The 18,052-nt window shown below is 66.3% G+C and carries 15 protein-coding genes; 8 read left to right on the plus strand and 7 right to left on the minus strand.

Going from position 1 to position 18,052, the window contains the following annotated elements; genetic code table 11:
* Window positions 1-211: 211 nt before the first annotated feature.
* Window positions 212-1,633 carry a phosphatase PAP2 family protein gene (locus AB0H49_RS30995; protein ID WP_357256331.1) on the plus strand — a complete coding sequence of 474 codons (1,422 nt, stop codon included), beginning with the start codon at window positions 212-214 and terminating at the stop codon, window positions 1,631-1,633.
* Between the two features lie 902 nt (window positions 1,634-2,535).
* Window positions 2,536-3,288: a hypothetical protein gene (locus AB0H49_RS31000; protein ID WP_357256332.1), complete on the plus strand. Its 753-nt coding sequence runs from the start codon at window positions 2,536-2,538 to the stop codon at window positions 3,286-3,288.
* Between the two features lie 321 nt (window positions 3,289-3,609).
* On the opposite strand, the gene AB0H49_RS31005 is transcribed toward AB0H49_RS31000, so the two are convergent.
* The 4 genes from AB0H49_RS31005 to AB0H49_RS31020 form a co-directional block, all read right to left on the minus strand.
* A complete protein-coding gene (locus tag AB0H49_RS31005; protein ID WP_355003060.1) occupies window positions 3,610-3,927 on the minus strand; it encodes a hypothetical protein in 318 nt (105 codons plus the stop codon).
* Between the two features lie 221 nt (window positions 3,928-4,148).
* The gene (locus tag AB0H49_RS31010) at window positions 4,149-4,547 is read right to left on the minus strand and encodes a PPOX class F420-dependent oxidoreductase (protein ID WP_357256333.1); all 399 of its coding nucleotides are present in this window, start codon (window positions 4,545-4,547) and stop codon (window positions 4,149-4,151) included.
* Window positions 4,548-4,591: 44 nt separating this feature from the next.
* Window positions 4,592-5,068, minus strand: coding sequence for a DUF1772 domain-containing protein (locus AB0H49_RS31015; protein WP_355003058.1), 477 nt, complete (start codon window positions 5,066-5,068; stop codon window positions 4,592-4,594).
* A 424-nt stretch (window positions 5,069-5,492) separates the two neighbouring features.
* Window positions 5,493-5,861: a hypothetical protein gene (locus AB0H49_RS31020; RefSeq protein ID WP_357256334.1), complete on the minus strand. Its 369-nt coding sequence runs from the start codon at window positions 5,859-5,861 to the stop codon at window positions 5,493-5,495.
* A gap of 303 nt (window positions 5,862-6,164) precedes the next feature.
* Here AB0H49_RS31020 and AB0H49_RS31025 point away from each other — a divergent pair, with 303 nt between their 5' ends.
* The gene (locus AB0H49_RS31025) at window positions 6,165-11,627 is read left to right on the plus strand and encodes a carboxyl transferase domain-containing protein (protein ID WP_357256335.1); all 5,463 of its coding nucleotides are present in this window, start codon (window positions 6,165-6,167) and stop codon (window positions 11,625-11,627) included.
* A 256-nt stretch (window positions 11,628-11,883) separates the two neighbouring features.
* Here AB0H49_RS31025 and AB0H49_RS31030 read toward each other — a convergent pair whose 3' ends face one another.
* Complete coding sequence (locus tag AB0H49_RS31030; protein ID WP_357256336.1) at window positions 11,884-12,576, minus strand: class I SAM-dependent methyltransferase; 693 nt, start codon at window positions 12,574-12,576, stop codon at window positions 11,884-11,886.
* A 319-nt stretch (window positions 12,577-12,895) separates the two neighbouring features.
* The gene (locus AB0H49_RS31035) at window positions 12,896-13,135 is read right to left on the minus strand and encodes a DUF6400 family protein (protein ID WP_355003097.1); all 240 of its coding nucleotides are present in this window, start codon (window positions 13,133-13,135) and stop codon (window positions 12,896-12,898) included.
* 31 nt (window positions 13,136-13,166) lie between these two features.
* Here AB0H49_RS31035 and AB0H49_RS31040 point away from each other — a divergent pair, with 31 nt between their 5' ends.
* The 3 genes from AB0H49_RS31040 to AB0H49_RS31050 all read left to right on the plus strand — a co-directional run bounded on the left by AB0H49_RS31040 (window position 13,167) and on the right by AB0H49_RS31050 (window position 14,567).
* Complete coding sequence (locus tag AB0H49_RS31040; protein ID WP_357256337.1) at window positions 13,167-13,397, plus strand: hypothetical protein; 231 nt, start codon at window positions 13,167-13,169, stop codon at window positions 13,395-13,397.
* 243 nt (window positions 13,398-13,640) lie between these two features.
* Entirely contained in the window at window positions 13,641-14,048 is a 408-nt protein-coding gene (locus tag AB0H49_RS31045; protein ID WP_357256338.1) for a hypothetical protein, read from the plus strand.
* Window positions 14,049-14,129: 81 nt separating this feature from the next.
* A complete protein-coding gene (locus AB0H49_RS31050; RefSeq protein ID WP_355003049.1) occupies window positions 14,130-14,567 on the plus strand; it encodes a VOC family protein in 438 nt (145 codons plus the stop codon).
* A 709-nt stretch (window positions 14,568-15,276) separates the two neighbouring features.
* On the opposite strand, the gene AB0H49_RS31055 is transcribed toward AB0H49_RS31050, so the two are convergent.
* Window positions 15,277-16,410, minus strand: a complete 1,134-nt coding sequence (locus AB0H49_RS31055; RefSeq protein ID WP_357256339.1) for an AraC family transcriptional regulator — start codon at window positions 16,408-16,410, stop codon at window positions 15,277-15,279.
* A gap of 71 nt (window positions 16,411-16,481) precedes the next feature.
* On the opposite strand from AB0H49_RS31055, the gene AB0H49_RS31060 reads away from it, so the two are divergent.
* Complete coding sequence (locus AB0H49_RS31060) at window positions 16,482-16,883, plus strand: carboxymuconolactone decarboxylase family protein (protein WP_357256340.1); 402 nt, start codon at window positions 16,482-16,484, stop codon at window positions 16,881-16,883.
* A 42-nt stretch (window positions 16,884-16,925) separates the two neighbouring features.
* Complete coding sequence (locus AB0H49_RS31065) at window positions 16,926-17,975, plus strand: 3-keto-5-aminohexanoate cleavage protein (protein WP_357256341.1); 1,050 nt, start codon at window positions 16,926-16,928, stop codon at window positions 17,973-17,975.
* Window positions 17,976-18,052 lie beyond the last annotated feature (77 nt).

Genomic DNA, 18,052 nt, shown 5'->3' on the forward strand with positions numbered 1-18,052 from the left:
TTCCGGCATTGGGATGAGTCCGAACTAGTGCCGCGTCCACAAAGGTCGGACATGCAATCCGACCGAAGGTCACCGTCGGTCGGCCCACCGCGATCAAGGTCACCCTCGGTCGGTTCACCGGGGCACGCGGGATCCGATCACGCGTCCCCGGCCCTGGGACGTGCGGTGATGTGCTTCGGCAGGCGCGCGTGAGGTTCGCACTCGATCGCCGGTGTCGGTCTGCGTTCAGTGCCCCGTCAAGCCGTGTTCACGGCGTATTTACGATGTCCGAATGATTGTTCACGACGCGCACGGCAGTTCGACCTCACCCCCGGAGCAAGTGGGAGTTGAGCGACTCCAGGAGCGTCGATTTCGGCCGTTCGTGGTGTGGGGCGGCATTGCCGCCGCGGTGCTGGTACTTGTCGCGGGTCAGCTAATCGCCGTTCACATCCACGCTCTCGGTCCACTGACCAGCCTCTTTCGCGACTATGCCGGGACACCCAAGTCGGCGACGACACCGTGGGCGGGCTTCCTGCTGGCACTGATCGGTGTCACCGTCCGGGTGCGGGTGAGCGCCCTCGCCGCCGCGGTCGCCATCGATCTGATCTTCGTGGCGGTTCGGACATTCGACGGTCGGCCGTTCACCGTCGGCAACGGACCGACCATCGTGCTGACGGCGCTGGCGGTGATCGCCGCCCTACGGTGGAGCGGTGCGCGACGGCGGACAGCACTGCACACGATCGCGCTCGGAGCGCTGCTCATCCTCGCGACGAAGGTCGGCGAAATCTGGTTGGACATCACGGCCTGGTCCTGTCCGCAGGTCCTCGACCCGTATGTGGAGCTGGCCGATCGAGCGCTCGGCAATCCGGCCTGGGTCGTCGGGCATGCGCTCGACCTGGCCGGGCCGGTACCGATCGGGGTGGTGCGCTGGGTGTACTTCGAGCTTCCGGTGGCGGCCATCGTCGTCGCCGTCTGGCAGTTGCGCGGCGTGACCACGGGTTCGTGGCCGCGGCACCACTTGGTGCGCACGTTCTTGGTACTCGGTCTCATCGGCCCGATTTTCTACGTGATCTTCCCGGTGGTGGGGCCTGTGCTCGCATTCGGACCGCAGGGGAACGGCATGGAAATCGCCGACGTCTGGCCGAATGTCGTTCCGGCGCTTCCCGCGTCGGTCGAATCGATGCCCTTCGACGGCATCACACCCCGCAACTGTATGCCCTCGCTGCATACGGCGTGGGCACTCGCGCTGTTCATCCACTCCCGACGCGGGCCGGGCTGGTTGCGCTGGGGCGGTGCTTTCTGGCTGGTGTGCACTCTCATCGCGACGCTGGGCCTCGGTGCGCACTACGGCATCGACCTCGTGGCGGGCGCCGCGCTGTGCCTGACGATCGAGTCCGCCCTGCGCGACCCCGACCGAGGCTGGGACCGTCCGCGCGTGCGGGTGGTGGCGATGGGAATCGCCACGTTCGCGGGAGTGCTGCTGTGCATCCGGTACCTCGCGATGCCGATGGCGACCTACCCGGTCCCCTTCGGCATAGCGATCCTCGGCAGTCTCACCGCACTGTCTGTCGTGTTCTACCGAACCTGGTTCGCTCCTGAAGTTCCAGAAGTCGTTGTGCGCGAGGCCGAGGAGGTCGAACTCGAGCGTCGCTGAAGCGAGCAGCCACTCGACCCCCTGACACCAGAACCACACATGAGCACCGCAAGCACATTGCGGTGGTCAAGTAGCCGAGGCGGTGATTGCGCAGGGCGGGCGCGTACTGGTCGACAGCGATGCGGCTCGGTCGGGTAGGCGGTACCCGAGACTGGTGTCAGGGCTTGATCCCGGCCAGGATCGGGTCCCAGGTACCCGGTGGGAGGCTCCGTAAGCGGCTGCCCGCCGATCGTCTGGTGTGGCTTACCGAGTCGTCGGGCGCACCGGCGCCCGGATCAGGTAGAGCTTCTCGCTCCGCCATCGGGTAGCGCAGGCTGACATGTCCGATACTGGCGCCGTATCGGCTTGCTAGCGTCCGCATTCCGGACAAGCAGGTCCTTGCTGGTTTCGCGGTCGGCCCTTACTATCCCCGCTTCGATGATCTGTGCCGCCTGACGGGGTCGACAGCGCGACGAGAACGTGCGGGTATACCTCGCCCCGCTGTGGGTATCCGCACCAGACCAGCAACTTCGGTGCATCCGAGGAGGATGGAATGAAATCCGTGGGTTTCCTGGGCCTATCGTTGGAACGGCTCCACGGCCGAGAATGAAGCCGGCGTTCGGCGCGCGTTGGACGGGTTCGCGAATTGGAAGCCGCCACCCACCACGACGGACCACCAATTCGTCGGCCGATCGCGATCAACCGAATTTCGATAGCGACGCAGCGGCGTGCCGATACTCGCTCCACGCCGCTTCTGCGGCTTTGTGAGCACAGTATTTCACGCTTCCGAGCAGTACCTGAGCAGTCGCGAACCGGGCCCGTCACCGACACCGTGAGCTGATGTGTTGGTCCACCGAGAGTGTCGGGTCAGATGTTCGTAGTCGATCGAAGTATCCCCATTGTGGTCACACAGGAGGTATGCAATGACTCGAGCAAAGACACGTGGTTCCGGCGACGCCGTTTCTCCCGATGCCCGCGCCGCCGAAGCCGCGCAGAACATCAGCGTCAGCGTCCTCACGCGCACTTTCCGCGACATCGCCCATACCGCCGCCGATAATCTCCTCGTTCGCTCGGTCACCGACGCTCGCGCTCTGGCCGAGGCCGCCCGCGGTCTGGCCGACTCAGCTCGGACGCACTCAGCGGCCGGTGAATGCGATATCGCCCGCATGGACGCGGACTTCGCCGCCGCCTTGGCCCTCGCCGCTCGCGAGACCGCTACGCGTGCCCAGAAACTGGCCGAAGCCGCCATCACCTACGAACGCCGCCTCACTGACGAGAACGCCAGCACCGCGCGGTTCGAGGAACCCCTCGGCCCTCTTGACACCTACCGGCCGCCGCTCGAGATGGGCACGTTCGATATCAATGGCGGTGCCGGCCACATCCACGACCGCTTTCGTACCGAACCCGCCTTCCCGACCTCCGTCAACGATTCGGTAAGGCGCGCTGATCTCCTGGAGGCCGTAGCGGACGACGACGCCGGCCGAAACCGCGCCGCAAAGGCCCGCGCCGCCGCGAACGCCCTCGCTGCCAGCGCCGACGATCGCGCGCGAGTCCGCAAGGAGAAGATCACGCAGATCGGACAAGACGCAGCCTCGGCTGCCGCCGAAGCGACAAGAGCCGCCGAGGACGCCGCCAAAGCCGCCAACGACTGCAGAGGCGCTGGCGGCATGAAGTGACCCTCGCCCCTCTCAGCGATTGTCCAGCCCGCCTGCGTCGAGGGGAATCCGCGCTCGATGCAGGCGCGGTGGCCAGCCGTTCGTAGCAGGTCGACGAAGCGATCTTCAACACCTGTAGGACGAGTTCGATCGGGTGATGGTTGTTCCGCTACACGAACCTGGCCCCGAGCTCCGAGGCGAAATATGCACTCGCCGAGCACACTTCGACCCGCAGCCCGTCCTCGCCCGCCGCGCACCCTGGAACACCTGCGCGAATCCTCTGCCGATTCTTCGGCGATGCCGCTACCGACAGGGGGTCCACCGCTCAGCCCTGGTGCGCGGTCAGGCGCAGGCGCGGTTGAGCTCGTCGGTGAAGGGAGTGAGGTCGGCGACCCCGTCATCGATGAGGGCGCCGGCGTAGGCGGCGATAGCATCCCGTTCGGCGCCCTGCGCTGTCTCGGCCAGGCCGCTCAGCCTGCCGGACAGCGCGGTCGCGGTCGCCTCGTCCATGCTGCCGCCGGTGGTGTCGATGGCAATGTTGATCAGCTCGATGGCTTTGGCGCAGCTCGGGGACTGGGCATGCGCGGGCGCGGCGGGCAGGGCGATCAGCGCGCCCGCAGCGATGGCGAGAGCGGCGGCGACGGACGAAGACTTGATCATGATTTCCTCTCGCAGGTGTACGAAGCGAGACCGTAGCAGAGAGGGACGACATCGTTGCTGGGACTGTTGGTCAGGCGTCCTGTGGCATGGCATCGACGTTGTCCCACAACAAGAGCGGTCGCTGATGGCGCTGGTTTCAAAGCGATTAAATGGAATTCTGTTCTTGCCGTGTGTTCGAAGGTCGATACCTGACCACTTGCGGGATCGCCCAAAATTTCTGATTACTCGGCGCCACGACTGGTGAAGTCGAAGGACCCGCCGTCGATGCCCCAGGAAATGACCCGTTCGGGGTGAATTCGGATGACCGCGCGTTCCTGGTGTTGAAACGGTGGCTCCTCGTCATCGAGCGTCTCGGCCGTGCCGCGTACCTCGATGCCGCGAATCACATAGGGCTCCAAGGAAACCTGTTGGTCGACGACGAACGACACCCGGCTGCCCGCCTCGACGTTGCGGTACTTCCGACTGGCACGCATCCGCATGCCCCCGATGTCGATCGTGCCGTCGGCGTTCACCCGATAGTTGGTCGGATTGTTCTGCACGACGCCGTCGGGCGACACCGTGGCCAGCCGACCGATCCCGGCCTCCGCGAGGAACTGCCGTTCGTTGATGGTGAAGGTCATGTCGATTACTCCTCGGTGAATTCGTTATCAGGTGTGCTCTGAGATCAGAACAGGATCAGCGCGGCGCACAGTCCGGCAATGGCAATGAACTGCAGGGTGACCCGGTACTTCAGAATGCTGTCCCACTTGTCCTGCAGCGCACGGGCATTGGCCGGAATGATGCCGCTCTGCGCAGCGGCGGTCTGCTGGGAATTGATCGGCTTGGCGATGCGGACGTAGAAGGCGAGCCAGGTGAGCAGTGCCGCCACCGTGGTCCCCGCCGCGACAGCGGCGCCGATCTGCCCGGCCAACAGCGCGATCAGCAGTGTGAGCACCGCCGTGACCACACCGCCCGCACCGACAATCGGCATGCGTTTGTCGCCGTAATAGTGACCCCATCCCGCACTGATGGTCACGGTCGCATCATCGAGCTTGCGGTATACGGACCTGGTGATCACGGCCCCGCAGACATCGGTGCCGTAGACGACGGCATTGGCGAGAACGGCGACGGCGGCAATGATCTGGCCGGTGACAGTGAGCATTTCGGCTTCCCTCTACCTCGTGTTCTAGCGACGCTAGAATTGAGAGCAACGGTAGCAGTCGTTCGCACATCTGTCTAGCGTTGCTAGATTTCAGAACGCTACCGGAGTGCGTGCTCGAATCAGCAAGCCGCACAGGGCATTCCGCCCGAGCCAGCGCTCTCACTCGCCAAGCCGGTGGTCACCGAACGCTGGCAGATCTTCGGTTGGTTCCGCTCGTGGTGCTGGGGCTCATCGCGGCCCCGGCCTCGTCGACCCGAGTTGCGGGCAGTCTGACCGCGTCGGAGTCGGCGATCGACGGCGCCTGGCAACTCTCGCGTCGATGTCGGTGAGCTGACCTGCCGCACAGTGATGCCGCCGCAGCTCACGCGGCGAGCTGGGAGCGCTGTGACAACTGGTGCACGCGCGCCGACCTATCCGCGGAGTGTCAGCTCGCTGGCCCGTCCGTGTTGACGCTCGCCGCTGTGAGATTGCGGGCGGCGAAATCGGCGATGGTGCATGCCTGGCGGGCATCGGCTTCCGGGTGCGCGGTGCGCTGTTCCAGCGTGGCACGGATCCGCTCCAACGATGTGGTGGCCTCGTGGGTCGCTCGACGTAGCACGGTGTACCGGTGGTCGAGTTCGCGGTGGGCGAGGTCGAGGTCGAGGTAGCGGCGGTGTAGGTCCTCGATGTGGTCGAGCAGGTCCTCTACCTCGCGTGTGGTCAGTGTGAGGTTGGGGTGTTCCTCCCCCGAGAGGATCGCCTCACCCGCGATCTCGGCACAGCGAGCGTGCAGTACATCGAGGATGTCGGGCACGCGGATCACCTCCCACACTGCGGCGGAGCGTTCCAGAGATTCTCGGGCGCACTTCCGACGATCGTTACGGTCCGCCCTCGCGGACCGAAAACAACAGAAACATTCGCGAGAGAAGAATTGTAGGTCAGCGCATCTGGCGAGTCGGGGGCTCCGAGGTTGTCATAACCTCAGTGGAGAGATTGCCCACGATACGCGTGAGTAACAGCCGCATGCCGTGCACCTGCGGAAATGGAGGTGCACACTACGCGGGACCGGTAGTCGCAACCCGCCCGACCGGGCCAGTTCTTGGAAAGGAGCCGGCGAGTGTTCAACCGCATCGCCATCGTGAACAGGGGAGAGGCCGCCATGCGCCTCATCCACGCCGCTCGAGATCTGGCGGCGGAAACTGGGCTACCGGTCGAAACCGTCGCTCTGTATACCGACGTCGACCGGAACGCGACGTTCGTGCGCGAGGCCGACATCGCCTACGACCTCGGTCCGGCATCCGCGCGCCCGTACCTGGATCTCAAGGTGCTCGAGCGTGCGCTGGTGGCTACCGAGGCCGACTCCGCATGGGTCGGTTGGGGTTTCGTCGCGGAGGACCCGGCGTTCGCGGAGTTGTGCGAGCAGATCGGAGTCACCTTCATCGGCCCCAGCCCGGAGGCCATGCGCAAACTCGGCGACAAGATCGGCGCGAAGCTGATCGCCGAGGAGGTCGGCGTGCCGGTCGCGCCGTGGAGCCGCGGTGCGGTCGAGAACGTGGACGCCGCGTTGGCGGCCGCGGCCGAGATCGGTTACCCGCTGATGCTGAAGGCGACCGCGGGCGGCGGTGGCCGCGGTATCCGCGTGATCACGAACGAGGCCGAACTCGTCGACGCCTACGAGCGCACCCGTCAGGAAGCCGCGCGCGCCTTCGGCAGCGGCGTGGTCTTCCTCGAGCGGCTGGTCACCGGCGCCCGGCACGTCGAGGTTCAGGTGATCGCGGACGGCCAGGGCACGGCTTGGGCACTCGGCGTCCGCGACTGCTCGGTGCAGCGGCGCAACCAGAAGATCATCGAGGAGTCGGCGTCGCCGGTGCTGCTCCCCGAGCAGGCGGCCGAGCTGAAGGCCTCGGCCGAGCGGCTGGCGATCGCCGTCGGCTACCGCGGCGCCGCGACCGTGGAGTTCCTCTACCACCCCGGTGACAAGCAGTTCGCCTTCCTCGAGGTCAACACCCGCCTGCAGGTCGAGCATCCGATCACCGAGTCCACCACCGGTTTCGACCTGGTCCGGGCCCAGCTGCTGGTCGCGTCCGGAGGACGGCTCGAGGGCGAGCCGCCGGCCGAACGCGGGCACGCCATCGAGGCCCGGCTCAACGCCGAAGACCCCGACCGCGATTTCGCGCCCGCCCCTGGCCGCATCGCGCGGCTGGATCTGCCTGCGGGCCCGGGCATCCGCGTCGACACCGGAGTCAGCGAGGGCGACACGATTCCCGCCGACTTCGACTCGATGATCGCCAAGATCATCGCCTACGGCCGCGATCGTGACGAAGCGCTGGCCAGGCTGCGCCGGGCGCTGACGCAGACCAGGGTCGTCATCGAGGGCGGCGTCACCAACAAGAGCTTCGTGCTCGATCTGCTGACCCAGCCCGAAGTACTCGATGCCAGCGCGGACACCGGCTGGATCGACCGTGTTCGCGGCGAAGGCCGTCTCGTGTCGCATCGCCACTCCACCATCGCGCTGGCCGCTGCCGCCATCGACGCCTACGAGGAAGACGAGCGGGTGGAGCGGCACCGCCTGCTGTCCACGGCGTCCGGCGGGCGGCCCCAAGTGCAGCACGAGAGCGGTAGGCCGCGCGACTTCAAGTTGCGCGGAGTCGGCTATCGCGTGCGCGTCGCACGCGTCGGTGCTCATCGGTTCCGTGTCGGTGTCGAGGCGGGTGGCGACATTCGTACCGCCGACGTGGATCTCGAACGCTTCGATCGGCACTCCGGGCAGGTCGTCGTCAACGGTGCCCGGTACCGCTTGATCACCGGCACGCACGGCCCGATCCACATGGTCGACGTCGACGGTGTGGCGCATCGGATCAGCCGCGACGAGGGCGGCGTCGTCCGCTCCCCGGCCCCCGCGCTGGTCGTCGCCACGCCGCTGGAGATCGGTGACGAGGTCGAGGCGGGCGCGCCGGTCCTGGTGCTGGAGAGCATGAAGATGGAAACCGTGCTGCGCGCGCCGTTCCGGGCCCGGTTGAAGGAGTGCGGTGTTTCGGTCGGCACTCAGGTCGAGACCGGCGCGCCACTGCTGCGGCTGGAACCGCTCGCCGACGAGGACGAGGACTCGGACGCCGCGGCGGTCGGCTCGGTCGAGCTGGATCTGCCCGGCGAGCCCGCATCGATTCAACCGCATGTGCGTCTGACCCGCGCCCAGCAGGATCTGCGCAGCCTGCTCCTCGGCTTCGACGTCGACCCGCACGACGACCGCCGAGTGGTCGACGACTATCTCGTCGCGCGCCGGGCCGCCATCGCCGACAACCGCAGGCCTCTCGCCGAGGAACTCGAGCTCCTGCAGGTGTTCGCCGACCTCGCCGAACTGAGCCACAACCGGTCCTGGGACGAGGACGGCGGCCAAAGCCACGTCCACAGTGCCCGCGAGTACTTCCACACCTATCTGCAGAGTCTCGATGTCGAGCGGGCCGGGCTGCCCGCGGCGTATCAGGCCAAACTCGCCAAGGCGCTCGCGCACTACGGCGTCACCGATCTGGAGCGCACCCCCGACCTCGAAGCCGCGGTCTTCCGTATCTTCCTCGCCCAGCAACGTCCGGCCGACACCGTCACGATCATGACGACATTGCTGCGCGAGTGGCTGCGGGAGCCGGTGCCGGACAGGGCGCTTCGCGAGCCCGTCGGTCTGACGCTGGAGCGGCTGGTGGCCGCGACGCAGGTGCGCTTCCCCGTCATCGCGGACCTCACCCGCGGGCTGGTGTACGCCTGGTTCGGCCAGCCGTTGCTGCGGCGTAATCGCGCCCGCGTGTACGCCGATGTCCGCAAACACCTGAGCTACCTGGACGCGCACCCCGACGCCCCCGATCGCGGCGAGCGCCTGGCCGAGATGGTGCGGAGCACCGAGCCGCTGGTGCGGCTGCTCGGCCAGCGGCTGACGCGTGGAAGCGCCGACAACACGGTCATGCTGGAGGTGCTGACCCGGCGGTATTACGGCAACAAGGGCCTCGCCGACGTTCGGACCCGTGAAGTCGGCGGCCGCGCGTTCGTGATCGCCGAGCGTCGGGGTCTCTCCCTGGTCTCTGCCGCCGTGAGCTTCGACGCGCTCGGCACCGTCCTGCGCGGGCTCGCCGAACTGGCGAGCGGCGCCGCCTCCATCGAGGCCGACATCTACCTCGGCTGGGAGAAGCAGCCGGAAGACTTCGATGCGATGGCCGAGGCCTTGCAGGAGGTGCTCAGCGCGCACCCGCTGCCGAATCAGGTCTCCCGAATCACCGCGACGGTCGCGGGTAGCGGCGGGGCGGTGATGCACCACCACTTCACCTTCCGCCCGTCGGCCACCGGACTGGCCGAGGAGCGATTGATCCGCGGCCTGCACCCGTACATCGCGGAGCGGATGCAGTTGAAGCGGCTGCGCAAGTTCGACCTCACCCGCCTGCCGTCCTCGGACGAAGAGGTCTATCTGTTCCGGTGCGTCGCGAAAGAGAATCCGTCGGACGAGCGACTCATCGCGTTCACGCAGGTCCGTGACCTCGCGGCATTGCGGGAGCAGGATGGCAGGCTGCTCGCGCTGCCGACGGCCGAGAGCACCATCAGCGCCTGCGTCGACGCGATTCGGCGAGTGCAGTCCCGGCGGCCGTCGGGCAAACGCCTGCACACCAATCGGATCGTGATGTACGTCTGGCCGCCGCTGGACCTCACCCGCGCCGAGTTGGAGTCGATCATCGAGCGCGTGGAAGCCACGACTGTCGGCGCCGGGCTGGAGGAGCTGCTCCTCATCGCGCGCCAGCCCGATCCGGAGACCGGCGAGTTGGTCAAGATCGTCGTGCGGGTCGTCTTCGACGTCACCGGCGGCACCACGGTGACCATCGGGGAACGGACCGACGAGGTGATCGAGCCGCTCGACGCGTACCGGCAAAAGGTGCTGCGAGCGGGCAGCCGCAACACCGTGTACCCCTACGAACTGACCGGGCTGCTCGGTGAGTTCGCCGAGTACGATCTCGACGACGACCACACGCTCGTCCCGGTCGACCGGCCCAAGGGACGCAACACCGCCGCGATCGTCGCCGGCGTGGTCACCACGCCGACCGAGCGGTACGCGGACGGCATCACCAGGGTGGTGTTGCTCGGTGATCCCACGAAATCGCTTGGCGCACTGTCCGAACCGGAATGCCGCCGGGTGATCGCCGCGCTGGATCTCGCCGAACGGATGCAGGTGCCGCTGGAGTGGTACGCGCTGTCCTCGGGCGCCCGGATCTCGATGGAGTCGGGCACCGAGAACATGGACTGGGTGGCGGCCGCGCTCAAGCGGATCGTCGAGTTCACCCAGGACGGCGGCGAGATCAACATCGTGGTCGCGGGCATCAATGTCGGCGCGCAGCCGTACTGGAACGCCGAGGCGACGATGCTCATGCACACCAAGGGCATCCTGGTGATGACACCGGACTCCGCGATGGTGCTCACGGGCAAGCAGTCGCTGGACTTCTCCGGCGGTGTGTCGGCCGAGGACAACTTCGGCATCGGCGGTTACGACCGGGTGATGGGTCCCAACGGGCAGGCCCAGTACTGGGCGCCGAACCTGCTCGCCGCGCGAGATGTGCTGATGTCGCACTACGACCACACCTATGTGGCGCCCGGTGAGCAGGCGCCGCGGCGGTCGGGGACCGACGACCCCTTCGATCGCGACGTCTCCGACTTCCCGCATGCCATGGCGGACAGCGACTTCACGACCGTCGGCGAGATCTTCTCCGCCACCGCCAACCCGGACCGCAAGAAGCCCTTCGACATCCGGACCGTGATGCGGGCGCTGTCCGACCAGGACCACCCGGTGCTGGAACGCTGGGCGGGCATGGCCGACGCCGAGACCGCGGTGGTGCAGGACGCGCGGCTCGGCGGCATTCCGGTGTGCCTGCTCGGCATCGAATCCCGAGGCGTGCCGAGGCGCGGCTTCCCGTCCACCGACGGCCCGGACACCTACACGGCGGGCACGCTGTTCCCGCGGTCGTCGAAGAAGGCCGCGCGAGCCATCAACGCGGCCAGCGGCAACCGGCCGCTGGTGGTGTTGGCGAACCTGTCGGGCTTCGACGGCTCACCGGAATCGATGCGGAAGTTGCAGCTCGAGTACGGCGCCGAAATCGGTCGCGCGATCGTGAACTTCCAGGGGCCGATCGTGTTCTGTGTGATCTCCCGCTACCACGGCGGCGCGTTCGTGGTGTTCTCGAAGGCGCTGAACCCGAACATGACCGTGCTCGCTCTGGAAGGTTCGTTCGCCTCGGTGCTCGGCGGCGCACCGGCCGCGGCGGTCGTGTTCTCCGGTGAGGTCGACACGCGAACCGCGGCGGATCCGCGAGTGCGGGAACTCGAGGCGCGCGCGGCGAACGCGACCGGCGCCGACCGCATGGCCCTGACCGCCGAGCTCGACGAGATCCGATCGTCGGTGCGCGCCGAGAAGCTCGGTGATGTCGCGGCGGAATTCGATCGCGTGCACAATATCCAGCGCGCCGTCGAGGTCGGTTCGGTGGACGCCATCATCAGCGCCTCCGACATGCGCCCGCGCATCATCGCCGCGATCGAGGCAGGTCTGCCTGGGTGATTCCACGTGACCTCTCGATTGCTCGCTGCCGGTCGGCGGTGAGCAATCGAGAGGGCGAGGAGATCACCCTCGGCCGCCTGCAGCGGATCTTCCAACCGCAGCGGGTGAAGCCCGGGCCGCGTCGTGGACCCGAATGGCCGACCTGGGAACGTGATCGTCGCTGTATCCGACGAGCGATGGGCTGGGAGTGCCCGGGCACTTCGATGCTCTGACGCATCCGGCCCGGGCGACGCACCCGCGATCCCGTGTCGCGAGATCAGTCGAGATGGGCCGACAGCAGCCAAGCCGGAAGCGACTTGCGGCCACTGGGTTCGTCGCGCATGCCCTCGAACTGGAAGCCCGCGTCCGCTGGCAACGCCGCAGGCAGATTGCCATGGATTCGCGCCGGCCTGATCTCATCGATTACCCAGTACTGCGACACCACTTCGCGAAGCTCGTCGGCGGTGACCGGCGATGGCCCCGGTTGAGGTGCTTCGGGCAGCGCGGCTCTGTCGAACACCAGCACGAAATACGACGCACCCGGCGCGGCGGCGCGCGCAATCGACTGCTGATAGCCCTCTCGCGACTCGACGGGGATCGAATGGAACAACGTGCTGTCGACGATGGTGCCGAAGCGGTCGTCGTAGCCGGTGAAAGAGGCGATGTCGGCGACCTCGAAGGAGGCTTTGTCGAGGCCGCGCCTTGCGGCCTCGGCGCGGGCCAGCTCGACCGCGGTCGGCGACAGATCCAGGCCGACGGTGGTGAAACCCCGCTCGGCCAGATACAGCGAGATCGCCGCCTCCCCGCATCCGACATCGAGGACATCGCCATGGAATCTGCCCTGCTCGATCAGCGCGGCGAGCTCCGGCTGGGGCTCCCCGATACTCCACGGTGGTTTGACGCCCGGCCCGAACGGGCCCCCTGTACCTCGGTAGATTTCTTCGAATTCGAAATCATGCGGGTTGGTCATAGCCCACGAATATCAGAGAATTTACGAGGGGCTCGGGACCTGGCCCGCGACGCGCTCGGGCTGGTCAGAAGCCGGTGCGGCGGCGGGTGGGCATCGCCGATGGTGATCAACGGGCTCGGTGGCTTGCGGCCGCTTCCGATTCGGTCTTCGGACCCACCAACAGCATCGTATTACGTTCTCTCAGTGGCACTTCCACGACTTCGCCGAGTTCACCACCATTGCCCGGCTGGGTGGGGACTTGCCGGTCTCGAGGCAGGAGAGAAGCCGCGCGGAGCTGCCGGCGGCCTGTGCCAGATCGAGCTGCGTCTCGGCGGTGCGATCAGTCGGCAATAGTGCGCGTCGCCCGATCCGGCAGGATCCCGGCCTCGACGAGTTCGTCGTAGATTCGCTGCTGCTCATCGTCGAGATTCGAGTACAGCATGTCGTATGCCAGCTCTTCCTCGGCGAGGACCGCCACCGGATCCCAGTTGTCACCGAGCGCCGCGACGACGGCGCTGCGCCGGCGTGCCTCGTCCAGCGTGAGGTCGTAGGCAAAATTGTGGTCGGCCATTTCGGGCATCTCCAACCAGGGTCTTTCCGATAACGAATTGATGACGATGCCCAACAACGTCTTCTCGGGCAATGACGTGCATCACGTTCCGCGGTGGGACTTCGTCACAGTTGATCGCCCGCGCACCTCCCATCAGGTCTGTGACAGCGCCGTGTTCGAATTCTTCGAGAAGGTGGTCGATCTGGTCCGGCAGTACGCGCCCGACGCGGCTATCGCCTTCAACAGCAGTCCCGAGGACTGCGCCGACGCGGCGCTGCGCTGGCTGCGTTGACTGTGCGATCGCCCAGCGGGTAGCAGGTATCAGTGCGACGGCAGTCCGCGGTCGTGGCCAAGACGCCGCTCGGCGACTGTCCCTCATCGTCCAGGTGACACCGCCGCGACGGCCGATTCGAGTGGTTTCCCGCCGCGGCGGGCAAAAGGGCTGGACCATGGATGCGAGCGGTGCGATGCGTACCGCGTCTCTTCCCGTTGTGTTCCGCGATCTATGTCCGCCACACAGGAGGAACGAAATCCCATGACGACTACCCCGAACTCTTGGCGCCCCGCCCGCATCGTCGGTGTTTTCGCCGCGATGGCCGCAGCCTCGGTGGCCGCTGCCGCTCCCGCGCTCGCCGCCGCGACTCTCGACATCACCGGTGCCGGATCGAACCTGATCCAAGTCGACTACACCTGCGACGGCTCCGCCGGAGTGACGAGCATTCAGGCGATGATGGGCGAGCCGGACGCCGACCGTCCCGCCGCCCAGGGCATCCAGAACTCCGTCGTCTGCGACGGCTCCCCGCAGAGCGCCACCGTCTCCCTGACGGCGGACCCCGGCGAGCCATCGCTGACCTCGGGTTCCGAGGCGCAGGTGCGGGTAGCGCTCGTCGACAGCAACGGCATCGTGGTCTCCGGACAGGCGAAGAAGTTCACCGTGCCGTAGTACGCACCCCTCGGGTTCTGGTTCAGCGCAGTTCACAGCACACCGCTTCCCACCGACCGACCGCGAAGGCAGGCAGCGCTCATGAACGACTCCGATTTACCCGCCCCTGACCAGGGGCTACTGGTGACCCACTTTTTGACCGTTTCCGATGTGAGCCGCTCCCGGACCTTCTACGCCGACATTTTCAACGGCCGGGTGGTGCTCGAGGAAAACCCGTGCATCGTCAAAGTCGCCAACAGTTGGATCATCATGAATCCCGGTGGTGGACCCACCCCCGACAAACCCGATATCGTCCTGCGTCCGCCCGAGCCCACCGATGCCGTTTCGGCGTTCCTGAACGTGCGGGTAGCCGATATCGCCGCCTTCTATTCCGACGCACGCCGCAAGGGCGCCGAGTTCCTCACCGAGCCCCTCGACCGCAAAGCCGAAATTCGTTGCTATCTGCGTGATCCGGACGGCTACCTCATCGAAATCGGCCAAGCCACCGGCATGCTCGAAGGTGTCTTCGCCGACCGCTGAATCGGTGGCGCGGTGGTCGGCGAGCGCCGCGCCGACAACGGCAATGTGCAGGCGGCGTCGGCAACCATCGGTGGTGGTCGACGCCGCCTGCACGTGAGACCAACCCGTACTCGCCGTTGCCCGCCGGTACTTGCCGAGCCGAAGTAGCGCACTACTCCGATTCCACCGCGGTCCGAAGGGGTTGAACTGCATGCGAATCGGTGTGCGCTCCGGGGCGGCGCTGCGCTTCTCCAGAACCGTCGTTCTCGTCGGTGCCTCGCGTGAAATTGGCGTAGTCGACTACCCGTGTAAACCCTCGCAGAGGTCGGCATTCTTGGGAGTGCAAGACAAACGAATCGATCTATCGGGCCTGAACGACAACGACGTCGGTGCGGCTGCCGGCGCAACGGTGCGGCGACATCCGCCTGAGTCCGAGATCGAATACACCTCCTTTTCGGCTCCCCGCTCGCCTACGACGACGATCGGTTCGTGCAGGGCAACGCCCATTCGAACTCGGTCTGGCCTATCTGATGGGAGCCGACGGCCTGCCGGCGGACCTCGACAAGGACAGGGCCCACCTCGAGAAGTCCCCCGCCTGCCAGTGGCCATGGCGCGTGCAGCAGGGAAGATGCTGCTGGACGAGTCCCGCGCCATCTTGTCCGCTCCCAGCTCGCAGCATTCGACGAGGTATGTCGCGCCCGGTGAAACCGTTACGGGGCAGGCTATCCAGTTACTCGTCAGTCGGCCGGTGGTGCCTCCTCGGGATTTTCACCGGCCGGCGGGCGCGGGGTTCATGCGCCGGAGTCCAGGATTTCGGGCTGCATCCGAAGCGATCTTTGAACCAGCGAGAGAAGGAGCTGAGGGCGGCGAAGCCGAGGTCCTCGGCGATCTCGGTCAGCGGCCTGTCTCGGTGGACGACATAGCGTTGAGCGAGTTCGATTCGCGCAGCCTCCACCAGCGAGGTGAAACTCTCCCCGGATTCGGTCAAGTGACGGTGCAGTGTGCGCCGATCCATCCCGAGACTGCGCGCGACATAGGTGCTCGAGCAGCGCCCGGTGGGCAATAGCGACTCGATCATGCCTCGGACCTGATCGATCGTGGTGGTGTCTTCGCGGGGCAGCAGCGATTCGAGGTATTGACGCGCGTAGGGCCGCAGCAGCGGATCGGACATCGCGTTGGGTGCGTCGAGTTCACGCGAGTAGAAGACGACTCCGTTGAATCGGCGGCCGAATTCGACGTGCGGGCCGAGAGCGCGGTGGTGTGCGTCGAGATCGGCCGGAGCGTCGTGGACGAAGCACACCGTCAGCGGCTGCCAGTCGTCGTGTAGTAACTCGCGCAGTATTCGGCATGTCGCCGCGACCGCGATCTCCGTGCTCTGCCGCCCGAGAGTGAAGTTCGGCGCAGGACCGACCTCGGCTGTGACCAGCCCGTTCTCTTCGATCAGCCGGTTGCGCAATCCCTCGTTGTGCAGGCTGATATGCCGCATCATGATGCCCAAAGCGCCGCGGACGTCCGGTTCCTCGCGAGCGGCCAATGCCACCGGGCCGAGGTTGGACATCCCTCGGGCGGCCGCCAGCAGTAATCCGAAATCATCATGGCCGGTCACGGCGGCAGACATCTCGAACAAACGATCCACCGGCTCGACCGGCAACCATCCCTCCCTGGCAATCGTCGCGGCACCGATTCCCGCTTCGCGCATCAGCGATGACGGATCGTGCCCCAACGTCAACATGAGGTCCACGTACCCGTTGAGCACGGCTTTGCGGACTTGATACTGCGCCATCTGCTGCCCCAAATTGTCAAATTTTGTGTCCCATCTGGTGAAGAATATCAGCCCCCCTTCTCGTAGCGTGATCGGCGTCACCCCATACGGATGAGTGCGGCGACACATACGGCGCCCACTGGATATGACCGAGACCGCGAGGGAGCCATGTCATGACCGTTCAGAACACCAGCCCGGACCAGGCAGTCCCGACCCCGGTCATCGATCGGATGCGTGAGCTCGGCACCTGGAACCCGCTGTGGGACCAGCTGTCCGAGTGGGATCCGGAGTGGACCGAGCAATTCATGGCGATGGGGACTACACCGATCCGGCGCGGCGTGTTCCCGCCGCAGTTCGTGGAGCTGCTCAGTATCGCCATCGATGCGGCTTGCACCCACATGTACTCACCGGGCGTTCGCCGCCATATCCGGGCCGCGCTCGAAATCGGTGTCAGCCGCGACGAGATCCTGACCGTTCTCCAAATGGTCAGCGTGCTCGGAATCCACGCCTGCAACCTCGGTGCGCCGATTCTGGCCGAAGAACTTGAAGCATTCGAGCGCCGCACGCAGGCGTAGGCCGATTGCCCTGCCGATCACCACAACTGAAAGGACTGAATGATGCACTACCTCGACGATTCGCTGCTTCCGGAAACCCAGGACAAGCTCGTCATCCAGGTCGCCCCGTACGGGCCGGAGTTCCTACCCGGGGACTCCGATGACATCCCGGTGACGATGGACGCCCAGATCCAGAAGGCCGTCGACTGCTACAACGCGGGCGCCCAGGTGCTGCATGTGCATGTGCGCGAGGAGGACGGCCACGGCTCCAAGCGGCTCGAGATGTTCAACGAGATGCTCGCCCGGCTGCGCGAGGCCGTCCCGGAGATGATCCTGCAGGTCGGCGGCTCGATCTCCTTCGCGCCGCCCAGTGACGGCGACGCGGCGAAGTGGCTGTCGTACGACACCCGGCACCTGCTCGCCGAGCTCGATCCCAAGCCGGACCAGGTGACCATTGCCATCAACACCTCGCAAATGAACATCATGGAGTTGTTGACCGACGACGACATCGCAGGCACCTCGCTGCAGAACCCCGCTTACTACCGGGCCTATCGGGACATGGTGGTAGAAGCCGGGCCCGAGTTCTACCTCGAACACCTGCGCCGGCTCACGGAGGCGGGTATCCAGCCGCACTTCATGCTCGGCAATCTGACGCAACTCGAGACGGTCGAGCGGTTGATTCGGCGTGGCCACTACACCGGACCCCTCGTGCTGAACTACGTCGCCATCGGCGGCGGCGCCGCGGGAATGCATCCGGCCGACCTGATCGAGTTCATTCGCCGCACACCGGATGGTGCGGTGCTGACAATCGAGTCGATCATGCGCAATGTCACCCCGATGTGCACGATCGCGATCGCGCTGGGCCAGCACGTCCGGGTCGGCATCGAGGACAACCTGTGGGGCCGCAAGGGCGAGCGCCGCACCTCGGTCGAGCAGGTCGAGCAGATGGTGCGCATCGCCGACGAACTCGGCCGAGAGGTCGCCACCTGCAAGGAATCCCGCGACATCTACAAGCTCGACGAGATCTACGGCGGCACCGACGAGGCGCTGGCCAAGATCGGCTTCCCGCCGAACCGCAAGCCGGGGCAGGTCGGTTTCCTGCACCACGCCTGACCGATCACCAACCTGTTCCAACCCAGGGGGCGCGGACGCCCGAAGTCCGCGCCCCCAGCTTCACTCGGCCATAGGAG

The organism is Nocardia sp. NPDC050713, assembly GCF_040654315.1.
In the GTDB taxonomy this organism is placed as follows: Bacteria; Actinomycetota; Actinomycetes; order Mycobacteriales; family Mycobacteriaceae; genus Nocardia.